At 58.1% G+C, this 12,650-nt stretch carries 11 protein-coding genes and 1 pseudogene; 3 read left to right on the top strand and 9 right to left on the bottom strand.

Annotation, left to right across the window (positions count from 1 at the left end):
- Window positions 1-265 precede the first annotated feature (265 nt).
- Genes ACIOYV_RS23695 through ACIOYV_RS23705 form a run of 3 tightly spaced genes read left to right on the top strand, consistent with a single transcriptional unit; the run spans window position 266 to window position 3,866 of the window.
- The gene (locus tag ACIOYV_RS23695; RefSeq protein ID WP_401327511.1) at window positions 266-1,195 is read left to right on the top strand and encodes a fatty acid desaturase family protein; all 930 of its coding nucleotides are present in this window, start codon (window positions 266-268) and stop codon (window positions 1,193-1,195) included.
- Entirely contained in the window at window positions 1,195-2,796 is a 1,602-nt protein-coding gene (locus ACIOYV_RS23700; RefSeq protein ID WP_401327514.1) for a GH3 auxin-responsive promoter family protein, read from the top strand. The genes ACIOYV_RS23695 and ACIOYV_RS23700 overlap by 1 nt, the downstream gene beginning before the upstream one ends.
- A complete protein-coding gene (locus ACIOYV_RS23705; protein ID WP_401327517.1) occupies window positions 2,781-3,866 on the top strand; it encodes a Rieske 2Fe-2S domain-containing protein in 1,086 nt (361 codons plus the stop codon). The genes ACIOYV_RS23700 and ACIOYV_RS23705 overlap by 16 nt, the downstream gene beginning before the upstream one ends.
- 411 nt (window positions 3,867-4,277) lie before the next feature.
- Here the strand turns inward: ACIOYV_RS23705 and ACIOYV_RS23710 are convergent, their stop codons facing one another.
- The 9 genes and pseudogenes from ACIOYV_RS23710 to adh form a co-directional block, all read right to left on the bottom strand.
- Entirely contained in the window at window positions 4,278-5,015 is a 738-nt protein-coding gene (locus tag ACIOYV_RS23710) for a S24 family peptidase (RefSeq protein ID WP_401327520.1), read from the bottom strand.
- A 226-nt stretch (window positions 5,016-5,241) separates the two neighbouring features.
- Complete coding sequence (ppa, locus tag ACIOYV_RS23715; protein WP_054052377.1) at window positions 5,242-5,769, bottom strand: inorganic diphosphatase; 528 nt, start codon at window positions 5,767-5,769, stop codon at window positions 5,242-5,244.
- A gap of 113 nt (window positions 5,770-5,882) precedes the next feature.
- On the bottom strand, window positions 5,883-6,695 hold the full coding sequence (locus ACIOYV_RS23720; protein WP_401327523.1) for a zinc-dependent peptidase: 813 nt from the start codon (window positions 6,693-6,695) through the stop codon (window positions 5,883-5,885).
- Window positions 6,696-6,701: 6 nt separating this feature from the next.
- A complete protein-coding gene (locus tag ACIOYV_RS23725; RefSeq protein WP_401327526.1) occupies window positions 6,702-7,358 on the bottom strand; it encodes a DedA family protein in 657 nt (218 codons plus the stop codon).
- Window positions 7,359-7,731: 373 nt separating this feature from the next.
- Window positions 7,732-8,193 carry an N-acetyltransferase gene (locus ACIOYV_RS23730; RefSeq protein ID WP_054052383.1) on the bottom strand — a complete coding sequence of 154 codons (462 nt, stop codon included), beginning with the start codon at window positions 8,191-8,193 and terminating at the stop codon, window positions 7,732-7,734.
- A 113-nt stretch (window positions 8,194-8,306) separates the two neighbouring features.
- Window positions 8,307-9,131, bottom strand: a complete 825-nt coding sequence (gene eutC / locus ACIOYV_RS23735; protein ID WP_401327529.1) for an ethanolamine ammonia-lyase subunit EutC — start codon at window positions 9,129-9,131, stop codon at window positions 8,307-8,309.
- Window positions 9,132-9,139: 8 nt separating this feature from the next.
- Window positions 9,140-10,534 (bottom strand): ethanolamine ammonia-lyase subunit EutB, encoded by a 1,395-nt coding sequence (locus ACIOYV_RS23740; protein ID WP_054052386.1) that lies wholly within the window; start codon window positions 10,532-10,534, stop codon window positions 9,140-9,142.
- A 168-nt stretch (window positions 10,535-10,702) separates the two neighbouring features.
- Window positions 10,703-12,073: an ethanolamine permease gene (gene eat, locus ACIOYV_RS23745; RefSeq protein WP_401327532.1), complete on the bottom strand. Its 1,371-nt coding sequence runs from the start codon at window positions 12,071-12,073 to the stop codon at window positions 10,703-10,705.
- 191 nt (window positions 12,074-12,264) lie between these two features.
- Window positions 12,265-12,650: pseudogene (adh, locus tag ACIOYV_RS23750) on the bottom strand (aldehyde dehydrogenase); the annotation flags it as partial.

Raw genomic sequence — 12,650 nt, forward strand, 5'->3', positions numbered from 1 at the left:
TAAGGACGCGGCCCTGAAAAGCTATAGGCTATCTCTTTTGTCGGTGGTCGTGTGAGTGGATATACGTGACCTCCCGATATTCATTTTGTTGAAAAAGCTGCCCCGGACTTTTCGTGCGAGGGCGACCGGAGCCCTTAGATATCGCAGTTTGACAGTGACGAAATATTTTAAGCGTTGCCTGGTTCACCAATAGAACAAGTCAGTTGTCGTGAGCACCGAGGTCAGGGCGTTATACTTTTTATATCCGACTTTCCATAGGCCCCTTATGCGCAGCTCTGGTGATGTTTCACCCTCTAGTCGTTACGACGTGGCAAATCTGTGTGTACTGACGTTGCAAACGTTAGTTTGGGCGGTAACTCTGACCTGGCTGTCCTGCACGGAAGCGGGTTGGTACAAGTGGCTTGTTCTGATTCCTTTTTGCCTGGTCATGCAAGGCGTGTTTTCGATGATGCACGAGGCATTTCATGAGTTGGCCCATAGTGAAAAAAAGCTGAATTACCTGGTTATGTGGTGGGCATCAACGCTGTTTGGCGCTTCTGCCACGCTGATCCATGTCAACCATCTTGGGCATCACACGCGTAATCGCACACGTGCAGAACTGGCTGATTTCGCGGTGGCGGATGAGTCGTTGCTGCGCAAGCGAATCGAATACTATTTCGCGATTTTGGGCGGTATCTGGTTAGCGGCGTTTGTCGGCAGTCTTTTATTGCCGTTGCTGCCGGCGCGTATCACTGACAGGTGGTCGCAGACCGCAGAGGTCAATACGTATGCGGCCGCCTTCAAAGACTTTTCAAAAAGAGATTTCAAGCGTATTCGCCTGGAGGTGATTGCCAGTGTGGCGGTGTGGTTATCGGCCGGGTTACTGCTGGGATGGACGTGGCATGTTGTGCTGGTTGCCTACATCGTTTTTGCTTTTTCCTGGTCGTCGCTGCAGTGGGTTTACCACATGCGCACGCCATTGGACGTTGTTGAGGGGGCTTACAACATGAGGGCTCCGCGCCTTGTGCGTTGGGCATTCCTGAATTTTAACTACAACCTCACCCACCATCGTCAATCCGGACTGCACTGGCAGCAGATGCACCGGGCATCGAACCTGAGGGAAACCCGCCCATTATGGTTTGGCTGGCTGCAGGTTTTCTTGCCGCCCCAACGATTGCCGAGCGACTTGACGCAACTCGACAAGACGTACTTTTGATGAGCACTCAAGATGGCGTCAAACGCGCGCTGTGGCGGAGTTTTATAGAAAGCGCCCAACCCACGCTTGATCAGTGGCACGAACAACTTGCGCAGCCAGAAAGGACGCAAGAACGCTTCTTGCAACGACTGTTAAAGGCCAATAGTGATTGTGCGTTCGGGCGTGCCCACAACTTTGCGCATATCTCTGATTCAACGCAGTTTCGCGACAACGTACCGATTCACTCTTACTCGCAACTGCAGCCTTGGATTCAGCGGGCACAAAATGAGTCGGAGCCGATTTTGACCTCCCGTCCGCCACTGTTCTTTGAGCGTACGAGTGGTAGCAGTGCGCAGCAAAAAGCGATTCCTTATACCCGCGACTTTCTGTCTGAGATGCACCGTTCTCTAAATGTCTGGCTTGCTGATATGTACCGTCAAGTTCCGGGTATCGGTCATGGATCAGGTTACTGGTCGATGTCTCCGCCACTGCGAGTACCAGTTGCGGGGCCCAATGGTATTTCTGTTGGTTCAACCAGTGATCTGGAATACCTGAGCGGCAGTAACATTGCGGCATTGGCCGGGACGTTGCTGATCCCTGCGTTTAGTGGCGATCCATCGCACTGGCGTAGACAGACACTGCTTGCGTTGGTGGCAGATGCTGACTTGAGTTTTATCAGTGTGTGGAGCCCGACGTTCCTGGCCAGCCTGTTGCAACCCCTGTTTGACAGCGAAACACCTGAAAACGAGCAGACGTTTGCGTGGCTGGAGGATGCACTTCCAGCCGCCCGAAGATCCGCTTTGCGCCGGGCGAGATCCCAGGGCGTATGCAGTGAATTATGGCCGCAACTGGCTGCCGTCAGTTGCTGGATGGATGGCCCCAGTCGCCACTACTTCACACAATTGGCGGCGCGGTTTCCTCAAGCACAATGGTTACCCAAAGGTCTGTTTGCCACCGAGGGCGTTGTCAGCGTCCCGTTTGATGAAGGATTCGGGTGTCCATTGGCGATTGGCAGCCATTACCTGGAGTTTCTCTGCGACGACGGTTCTTTACGTCAGGCCCATTCGTTACGCCTGGGAGAAAGTGCGCAAGTCCTGCTGACAACCGGCGGCGGTTTGTATCGCTACGCATTGGGGGACCGGGTCCGGGTTACCGGAATGCAGGGGGCTACTCCGCGTGTGGAATTTGTCGGGCGTTCCGGGGTGACCAGTGATCTGGTCGGGGAAAAACTGGATGAGCAAATCGTGCAGAGCATTTTTGACAGTTGCGTCCCGACCACGGCGACTGTGTGCCTGATACCCAATGCCTCGGCGACGCCACCTCATTACGTAGCGCTGGTTGCGCCCTCTGAAAGTATCGAGGCGAATGCGCTGGCGCTTGCTATCGAGTCGGCGTTATCGAATGTCTTTCACTACAACCAGGCACGCAGTTTGGGGCAACTCGGGCCTGTCCGGGTTTGCTTGCTCGAGGGTGGCGCAGATTTGCTCGCCCGGTTACTGCAACAGGCGGCGGAGTTGAGCGGCATCCGCGCGGGCGATGTCAAACCTCGCCCACTTATCAATCGGCTTGAGACAGCCGAAGCCATTCTCGCTCTGACGGAACGTTCATGTCCGCATTTTTAAATAGTCCCCTCGAGGCACCCTGTGATGAAACCCTCGAGCAATGGTATGTGGCGTGCGCTCAAAAGGAATTGCGTAAAAACAAACCCTTCAGGGCAAAAATTCTGGGCTTGAACCTGGTGCTTTTTCGTCAGCGTGACGGTCAGGTTGCAGCGTTGCTCGACCAGTGCGTGCATCGGGGAACCCGATTGTCGGCCGGCAAGATCGCCGACGACTGCCTCGTCTGTCCCTACCATGGCTGGCGCTACGATGCTCAAGGGGAAGTGGTTCATATTCCCAGTGTCGGCGAAAAACAGTGTTCATCGACATCGCGTCAGCCTCGGTACAAACAGCGTCATTTTGCGGTGCAGGTACTGGACGGATTGATTTGGGTATACACAGGTAAAGGTGACCCGCAGGCCAAGCCTGTATTCAGACTGCCGGGTTACGATGACAAACGCTGGCAGTCATATTTTATGATCAACGCCTTTGAGGCGGACGTCGGTAGCCTGGTGCAGAACTTCATGGACGTGCCGCATACCGTTTTTGTACACGAGGGTATCTTCAGGTCCAGTACGGGGCGGACGATGCAAGCCACGCTCGCGTGTAGAGCGCAGAGCATTGAAGTGACCTATCACGATGACGGGGACAAGATCGGTTTCATGAATTGGCTGAGTAATCCCGACGGCGAGCCACTTGTGCACACCGATCGTTTTTATGCGCCCAACGTCACGCGCTGCGACTACTCGTGGGGCGAACGTTCGGCGTTTTTGATCATCAGCCAGATCACGCCCATCGATTCACGCCAGTCGCGAGTTTATACCTACATCGCCTATCGATTTCGGTTCCCCCGCTGGGCGCTGCGGATGTTGCGTCCGTTCATCCACTTGTACACACGCATCGTCATTCGCCAGGACGTGAAGATAATTCAGGCGCACCGACAAGGCCTCGACAACGTAGCGGATTTCAAACCTGCCAATGTGCAAGCGGATGCCGTACATATTGGAGTTGAGCAACTGCTGGCCGCCGTGAAGCGGGGGGAGGATCTGCCACAGGCACAGCGTCGCGAAACCCGGATACGGTTTGAGCTTTGACTGGGCATTCTGGTGGTGTGGGTATATTCAGGCATTAAAAAGCCGGCTTGTGGCCGGCTTCTCGGGGACTGGCTTGGTTCATTTTTGGTAAACCGCGCCAGCCTTCAAAACGTACACCCGGATCTTGCGTCCGGCTGTGGGACTTGGCGAGAAAATCATCTGCCTTGTCGGTGCGATCAGAGCCGCGGGGCGGGGTGATGCGCAAATGTGGGGCGCAGCATACTGATTTTTTTGGGGAATTCCCAGTAGGAAGTGCCGGGTAGAGCGATTGCGCAGATGTGTAGCAGCTGCCGCAGGCTGCGTAGCAGTCGTAAATCCGGCAATCGCGGTCTTCCTTGGGTACCGCAAATGATGGTTTACGACTGCTGCGCAGCCGGACGCAGGCTTCGCCAGCTGCTACGGGGGCGTGCCTCACAAGAACGGCACCGGCGGCCGTCGTTTGTTCAGTGTCGAGCACCAGAACACCCACCCCAACACCCGAATGTTCTGCTCTTCAATCTGCGCAGGTCTGAACACTTCATCCGGATATTCCGCGCTGTTGTGGCTGCGCAACCGCAACCCATTCCCCGGCATTCGGTGCAGGTATTTGATGCGCAGCATGCCGTCATGCTCGATCGCATAAATCTCCCCATCAACTATCTGTGTCAGCCCGCGATCGATGGCGATGGTGGAGCCGTCTGCAATCTTCTCGGCCATGCTGTTGCCGACCATGTAGGCGCAGATGGCGTCTTTGTGGTTGATTTCCAGGGAGTCGAGGTGGCCGCGGGGCAGGCGGATGGGGTGGCTGATGTCTTCGATGACGTGGGTTTTGCTGGAGCCTGGGGCGATGGGTGTTTCTTTGTAGAAGGGCAGTTCGACGTCGTTGGGTTCGATGACGGTATAGACGCCGCGGATGGCCTGGGTGTTGTAGGTGTTGCCGGTTTCGTCGAACAGGCACAGGTCTTTCGGGCCTTCGGCGGCTTTCAGCCAGGTGCTGTTGACGGAGAGTTTTCGCGCGACTTCTTCCATGCAGTGAGCGGGCACGCCACGGGTGTACCAGTTGTGGACGTTTTGCGGCGACGTATCCAGGAATTCGGCAAATCCTGTTGTCGTAATGTTCGCTGCTTTGAGCAGCGCTTTGAACCGTGGACCGCTAGTGTTCTTTTTCATGAACGCGAGTTTACGGGCGCGGGGCAGGGCTTTGAATAAACGAACCGTTCAAATTGCGCGGGAATTTTAAGACCGGATGTAAGACGTCTTACGCCAGTTTTAAACAAGAAAAAACCGAGCGCCCAGATTGTTAAACATGCCGTTTAAACCTCGATCCGCGCCCACAAAAAACCCCGGATCAACCGGGGTTTTCTTGAAGCTTAAAGCTTGCAGCTTGAAGCTGGCTTTAGCCCTTGTAAGCAGCAACCGACTTCATGATCTCGGTGCGAGCGGCTTCTGAGTCGCCCCAACCTTCGATCTTCACCCATTTGCCTTTTTCGAGGTCTTTGTAGTTCGCGAAGAAGTGCTCGATCTGCTGGATCAGCAGTTGTGGCAGGTCGCTGCATTCCTTCACATCGACGTACAGCTGGGACAGCTTGTCGTGTGGGACTGCGATGACTTTGGCATCGCCGCCGCCGTCGTCGGTCATGTGCAGAATGCCGATTGGACGGGCGCGGATAACCGAACCTGGAGCAACCGGGTAAGGGGTCACGACCAGCACGTCGAGGGGATCACCGTCGTCAGCCAGGGTGTTCGGGATGAAACCGTAGTTGGCCGGGTAGAACATCGGGGTGGCCATGAAACGGTCAACGAACAGGCAATCGCTGTCTTTGTCGATTTCGTACTTGATCGGCGCGTGGTTGGCCGGGATCTCGATCGCGACGTAGATGTCGTTCGGCAGGTCTTTGCCAGCCGGAATCTTGCTGTAGCTCATTGGGCGGTGCCCCCGTTAGTTGACCAAAAACACTTGGCCGGATTGACCAAAAAGTGGCGGCGATTATAGGCATATTCCGCCGCCGATGCCATGCGCCTTGGGTCGTGTAGACCTTAGTCGTGTGCCTGATAGACCGGGTTCTCGGCCAGAAGTTGCTGCAGCCGGGCCAGCGGATCCTGTCGATAGAAAAGCTTCAACTGCTGGTAGACCTGTGGATAAGCCTCGTGCAGCAAATCCGGAGCGCTGAAGAAGTATTCGCTGGTGACGGCGAAGAATTCGGCCGGGTTCTCGGCGGCGTAGGGGTCGATGGCGGTTTCGGCGTCCGGGTTGCGGTCCAGATGGCGGTTGAGGTCATCGTAGGCTTGTTGCATGACTTTGGCCCAGTCGCTGACGCGCATATCGGGATGCAGCGGCGGCAGACCGTTGGCGTCGCCGTTGAGCATGTCAAGTTTGTGCGCGAGCTCGTGGATCACCAGGTTGTAGCCTTCCCAACCGCCGCTGGCCATGACGCCGGGCCAAGCGAGGATTATCGGGCCTTGCTGCCAGGCTTCGCCGCTGTGTTCGCCGTCCCATTCGTGTTCGACGCCGCTGGCATCGCGATGGCGCTGGGGGCTGAGGAAGTCGTCGGGGTAGAGGACGATTTCGTGGAAGCCCTGATACCAGTTCAACTCGCCGAGGTTCAGCAACGGCAATTGTGCCTGGGCGGCGAGCAACAGGCGTTGTTCCTGGTGCAGTTCGACGCCGGGCAGGGCGGTCAGGTATTTGTCTTCCAGGAACAACACGCTGGCTTCACGCAGCCACTGGTCCTCGGCGGCGCTGATGCCGTCCAGGAAGCTCAAGTGATGGCGCACCCGCTGCCACATGTCATCGGCAATCGGGTGCCTGGCCAAGATGCGCCGGCGACGCCAGGCGCTCAGGGACCACATGGGCGCTCAGCGGGTTTCGGCTTTGGAGCTCGAACCGCCGAAGCGGCTGCGCACGATGCCGATGATCATCGGGATCAGCGACAGCAGGATGATGCCCACCACCAGCAACGACAGGTTTTTCTTGATGAACGGTACGTTACCGAAGAAGTAACCGAGGGTCACCAGGCCGCCGACCCACAGGATCGTGCCGAGCACACTAAAGAAGAAGAAGCGCGGGTAAGGCATCCGGGCGATGCCGGCGACGAACGGTGCAAAGGTGCGAATGATCGGCAGGAAGCGCGCCATGGTCACGGTTTTGCCGCCGTGCTTGTCGTAGAAATCGTGGGTTTGTTGCAGGTAATCGCGGCGGAAGATTTTCGAGTTCGGGTTGCTGAAGAGCTTCTCCCCCGTCGTTCGTCCGATTACGTAGTTGGTGCTGTCACCGAGGATCGCCGCCAGCATCAGCAGGCCGCCCAACAGCACCGGGTCCATACCGCCACCGGCCGCAACGGCACCGGCAATGAACAGCAGGGAGTCGCCCGGCAGGAAAGGCATCACCACCAGGCCGGTTTCGCAGAAGATCACCAGAAACAGGATGGCGTAGATCCATGGCCCGTAGTTGTTTACCAGCATGTCGAGGTACACATCGAGATGCAGGACAAGATCGATCGGGTTGAAATCCATGGGGGGCACCTGTGGTGACGGTCCGACTCAGCAGACCTGTGCGTATGACTTCATGTAAGCCTACAAGCGGATGTAGTTTTTCTTACAAGCCGGGAAGCTCGGGATTATACGGGGTGAAAAGTGAAAAGCGCGTCGAGTTTGTAGCGGGGGATGTCGCGGGTAATCAGCGTCCGACAGGCTGTATACAAATCCCTGTGGCGAGGGAGCTTGCTGTGGCGAGGGGGCTTGCCCCCGTTGGGTCGCGAAGCGGCCCCAGCAATTCATGCAGTTACACCGTGTTGCCTGGTTTTACGACTGCTTCGCAGCCGAACGGGGGCAAGCCCCCTCGCCACAAAAGCCACCCGCTACACGCGCTCGCCACATCGCGGAATTGTTATAACTCGTCGCTAATCGGCAACACGTAGTTCTTGAATTCGGTGTCTTCCTTGAACCCGATCGACTCGTAAGTCTTCTGCGCCACTTCGTTGTTGCTGCTGGTGGACACACGCATGCGCACGGCATTGGTTTCCTTGGCCATTTTCTTCGCGGTGCGGATCAAGTTGTCGGCAACCAGTTGGCGGCGGGCGTCTTCGGCGACGTAAATGTCGTTGAGGATCCACACACGTTTGAGAGAAAGCGACGAAAAGCTCGGGTACAGCTGACAGAAACCCATCAGTTTGTTGTTGTCGTCATCGGCCAGGGCCAGGTAGATCACCGATTCCTTGCGACGCAGGCGTTTTTCGAGGAACGCCCGGGACGAGTCCGGATACGGCAGGGAGCCATAAAACTCGCGATATTTGACGAACAACGGGGTCAGCAGGTCCAGGTGTTCGAGGGTCGCTTGAATAATCCGCATGGTAGGTCTCGCTTCAAGTGGCTGTCATACGTGCGTGACGGCGATGGGAAACCCCTGGCGGCCGTGCGTCGATCCTGCCTGAAACCGAGTCGTAAACGCAATGCGGAAACGGTTCAGGCATCCGGCGGACTGAGTAGGAAATTTCCTTTTATGTCCGCTCCAGTTTCCGACTCCAATGTCTGAACCTGGGCTTCGTCCTTCAGATTGACCCCCGACAACTGCCGCCGACAGGCTTCGCGCATCAGGTACAGCAAGCGGTGTGCCGCCATGCCGTAACTGAGACCTTCGAGACGGACGTTGGAGATGCAGTTGCGATAGGCATCCGTGAGACCAATCTTGGGATTGTAGGTGAAATATAAACCCAGACTATCAGGAGAGCTGAGACCCGGGCGTTCACCAATCAGGATCACTACCATTTTGGCGCCCAACAGCTCGCCGATCTCGTCGGCCACGGCCACGCGGCCCTGTTCGACCAATATCACCGGGGCCAAAGACCAGCCATCCGCCGCCGACTGTTCCTCCATGCGAGTCAAAAACGGCAGCGTATGCCGATGAACGGCCAACGCTGACAAGCCATCGGCGACCACGATCACCAAATCCACGCCGCCCGGATGGGCGGAAGCGTAATCGCGCAAGGTCTGCGCCGACTCATCGCTCAACTTGCGTCCCAGATCCGGGCGCTGCAAATAGCTGTTGCGGTCCGTGGCGGCGCTGTGCAGCAACAAGCTCTCGCGCCCGCGCTCGGCCAGTTGCGCGCTGAGCCCGGCATGGTCGAACGGCAAATGCACTGCGTCCCGGGCCTGGGCGTGGGCGTACTGGAAATCCAGTTGCGCGCTGGTGGGCATGCTGGTGCCGGTGCGGCCCAGAGCAATCCGCGCCGGGGTCAGGCGCCGCAGTTCCAGCCACGGGTTCTGTGGGTCAACGGGTGGTTTATCCATATCAACACTCATCCCAGTTGCGCCAAGGCCTGGCGGAAGGCCGGCGGCAGGTTGTTACCAAAGTGAATCTTGCCGTCCGCCTGAGTGAAAATCCCCATCTTCGCCAGCCACTGTTCGAACTCCGGTGCCGGTTTCAAACCGAGGGTTTGCCGGGCGTAGAGGGCGTCGTGGAATGAGGTGGTCTGGTAGTTGAGCATGATGTCGTCGGAGCCGGGGATGCCCATGATGAAGTTGATCCCGGCCACGCCCAGCAGGGTCAGCAGGGTGTCCATGTCGTCCTGGTCGGCTTCGGCGTGGTTGGTGTAGCAAATGTCGCAACCCATCGGCACACCGAGCAACTTGCCGCAGAAGTGGTCCTCGAGACCGGCGCGGATGATCTGTTTGCCGTTGTAGAGGTATTCCGGGCCGATAAATCCTACGACGGTGTTCACCAGGAACGGTTTGAAATGTCGCGCTACGGCGTAGGCCCGTGTCTCGCAGGTCTGTTGATCGATGCCGTGGTGGGCGTTGGCCGACAGGGCGCTACCCTGGCCGGTTTCGAAATACATCAGGTTCTGGCCGAGGGTGCCGCGATTCAGGCTCAAACCGGCGTCGTAGCCTTCCTGCAACACGTTCAGGTTGATGCCGAAACTGGCGTTGGCCGCTTCGGTGCCGGCGATCGACTGGAACACCAGGTCCAGCGGAACCCCGCGATTGACCGCTTCGATAGACGTTGTGACGTGGGTTAAAACGCAAGCTTGTGTAGGAATTTCGTAGCGCTGGATGATCGCGTCGAGCATTTCCAGCATGGCGCAGATCGAGGCGATGCTGTCGGTGGCCGGGTTGATGCCGATCATCGCGTCGCCGTTGCCGTACAGCAGGCCGTCGAGAATGCTCGCGGCGATGCCGGCCGGTTCGTCGGTCGGGTGATTGGGTTGCAGGCGGGTGGATAGGCGGCCACGCAGGCCCATGGTGCCGCGGAATTGCGTGACCACGCGGATCTTTTGCGCCACCAGCACCAAATCCTGCACGCGCATGATCTTCGACACGGCGGCAGCCATTTCCGGGGTCAGGCCGGGGGCTAGGGCGCGCAGGCTCTGTTCGTCGGCGGCGTCGCTGAGCAGCCAGTCGCGGAAGCCGCCGACGGTGAGGTGGCTGACCACCGCGAAGGCTTGTTTGTCGTGCGTGTCGATGATCAGTCGGGTGACTTCATCGGACTCGTAGGGAATCAGCACTTCCTGTAGGAAGTGAGTCAACGGGATGTCGGCCAACGCCATTTGCGCAGCCACGCGCTCGCCATCGTTGAGCGCGGCGACACCGGCCAGGAAATCCCCGGAACGTGCCGGACTGGCCTTGGCCATGACTTCCTTGAGGCTCTCGAAGCGGTAGGTCTGGGCGCCGACGGAATGGGCAAATGCGGCCATGGGACGGGTTCCTCCTGATTAAGTTTGCCCCGTAGGAGCGAGGCTTGCCCGCGAAGAACGATAACGCGGTCCGATAGATTAACCGCGTCATCGTTCTTCGCGGGCAAGCCTCGCTCCTACGGAACGGGGTGCTCTCAAATAGGGCAACGAGCCCGGCGCCGGTGCAACTCAGACACCTGTGAGCATAGCGTCCGCCGGTGCCGCGAGGCGTTGCTTGGCGGTCAGTTGGAAATACAGGTAACCGGCAGCCATGAACCCCAGGAATACCAGGCCGATCAGCGTGTTGAACCACGCCATCGCCACCAGGCACACCACCGCCAGGAACAGCGCAATCCCCGGCACGATCGGATAACCCGGCGCGCGGAAGGTGCGTTCAAGGTTGGGCTCGGTTTTGCGCAGTTTGAACAGGCTCAGCATGCTGATGATGTACATCACGATGGCGCCGAACACCGACATGGTGATCATCGCCGCCGTCAGGGTCATGCCTTGCAGATTGACCAGACCATCGCTGTAGATCGCCGCGATGCCGATCACGCCGCCGGCCAGGATTGCCCGGTGCGGAGTCTGGAAGCGCGAGAGTTTGGCCAGGCCTTTAGGCAGGTAACCGGCGCGGGCCAGGGCGAAGAACTGCCGCGAGTAGCCAAGGATGATCCCGTGGAAACTCGCCACCAGACCAAACAGGCCGATCCAGACCAGCATGTGCATCCAGCTCGAATTGTTGCCGACCACGGCTTTCATCGCCTGGGGCAGCGGATCGTTGATGTTCGACAGTTGACGCCAGTCGCCGACGCCGCCGGCCATCACCATCACGCCAATAGCCAGGAACACCAGGGTCAGAATGCCGCTGACGTAGGCCTTGGGAATCGTGCGTTTCGGGTCCTTGGCTTCTTCGGCTGCCATCGCCGCGCCTTCAATCGCCAGGAAGAACCAGATCGCAAACGGGATCGCCGCAAAAATCCCCGGGATCGAGGCCATGGTGAATTCGTTGGAACCCGACCAGCCGTTGAGCACGAAGTTACTGAAGCTGAAGCCCGGCGCCACCACGCCCATGAACACCAGCAATTCGGCGACCGCGAGCACGGTGACCACCAGTTCAAAAGTCGCGGCGATGCTGACGCCGAGGATGTTCAGGGTCATGAACACAAAGTAGGCGCCGACCGCCGCAATCTTCGGGTCCAGTTCCGGGTACTGCACGTTGAGATAAGCGCCGATGGCCATGGCAATCGCTGGCGGCGCAAAGACGAATTCGATCAGGGTGGCGATGCCGGCGATCAATCCGCCTTTCTCGCCAAACGCCCGTCGGCTGTAGGCAAACGGCCCGCCCGCGTGGGGAATCGCGGTGGTCAGTTCGGTGAAACTGAAGATGAAACAGGTGTACATCGTCGCCACCATCAAAGCGGTGACGAGGAAACCCAGCGTGCCCGCGGTGCCCCAGCCGTAACTCCAGCCGAAGTACTCGCCGGAAATCACCAGGCCGACGGCAATGCCCCATAAGTGCAGGGTGCCGAGTGTGGGTTTGAGCTGTGTGGTAGAAGTCATAAGTCCTCTCTGTTTTTTATTGTTTGATCGGTTGGACTTTCGGGTGTAGCGGGTACAGCGGGCACGCAAAGCCCGTGCCAGAGGGGCAGGGCGTTGATTTTCGGTGTGATTGAGGGCGCCTTCGCTGGCAAGCCATGCTCCTGTAGGAGCGAGGCTTGCCCGCGAAAGCCGTTACGCAGTCACGCGTCGAGTTAGAAGAAGCCCAACGGATTGATGTCGTAGCTCACCAGCAGGTTTTTGGTCTGCTGATAGTGATCGAGCATCATTTTGTGGGTTTCACGCCCGACGCCGGACTTTTTGTAACCACCGAACGCGGCGTGCGCCGGGTACAGGTGATAGCAGTTGGTCCACACACGACCGGCCTTGATGGCGCGGCCCATGCGGTAGGCGCGGTTGATGTCGCGGGTCCAGAGGCCGGCCCCCAGGCCGAACTCGGTGTCGTTGGCGATGGCCAGGGCTTCGGCTTCGTCCTTGAACGTGGTGATGCTCACCACCGGGCCAAAGATTTCTTCCTGGAACACACGCATTTTGTTGGTGCCCTTGAGCAAGGTCGGCTGGATGTAATACCCGGACGCCA

The organism is Pseudomonas sp. NPDC087342, from assembly GCF_044744265.1.
Lineage (GTDB): Bacteria > Pseudomonadota > Gammaproteobacteria > Pseudomonadales > Pseudomonadaceae > Aquipseudomonas > Aquipseudomonas nunensis.

Coding starts and splice junctions, on each gene's coding strand:
- ACIOYV_RS23710 (WP_401327520.1), bottom strand. CDS start 5,015: ATGAAAAAGAACACTAGCGGTCCACGGTTCAAAGCGCTGCTCAAAGCA.
- ACIOYV_RS23705 (WP_401327517.1), top strand. CDS start 2,781: ATGTCCGCATTTTTAAATAGTCCCCTCGAGGCACCCTGTGATGAAACC.
- eutC (WP_401327529.1), bottom strand. CDS start 9,131: ATGGATAAACCACCCGTTGACCCACAGAACCCGTGGCTGGAACTGCGG.
- eat (WP_401327532.1), bottom strand. CDS start 12,073: ATGACTTCTACCACACAGCTCAAACCCACACTCGGCACCCTGCACTTA.
- ACIOYV_RS23700 (WP_401327514.1), top strand. CDS start 1,195: ATGAGCACTCAAGATGGCGTCAAACGCGCGCTGTGGCGGAGTTTTATA.
- ACIOYV_RS23730 (WP_054052383.1), bottom strand. CDS start 8,193: ATGCGGATTATTCAAGCGACCCTCGAACACCTGGACCTGCTGACCCCG.
- ACIOYV_RS23695 (WP_401327511.1), top strand. CDS start 266: ATGCGCAGCTCTGGTGATGTTTCACCCTCTAGTCGTTACGACGTGGCA.
- ACIOYV_RS23720 (WP_401327523.1), bottom strand. CDS start 6,695: ATGTGGTCCCTGAGCGCCTGGCGTCGCCGGCGCATCTTGGCCAGGCAC.
- ACIOYV_RS23725 (WP_401327526.1), bottom strand. CDS start 7,358: ATGGATTTCAACCCGATCGATCTTGTCCTGCATCTCGATGTGTACCTC.
- ppa (WP_054052377.1), bottom strand. CDS start 5,769: ATGAGCTACAGCAAGATTCCGGCTGGCAAAGACCTGCCGAACGACATC.
- ACIOYV_RS23740 (WP_054052386.1), bottom strand. CDS start 10,534: ATGGCCGCATTTGCCCATTCCGTCGGCGCCCAGACCTACCGCTTCGAG.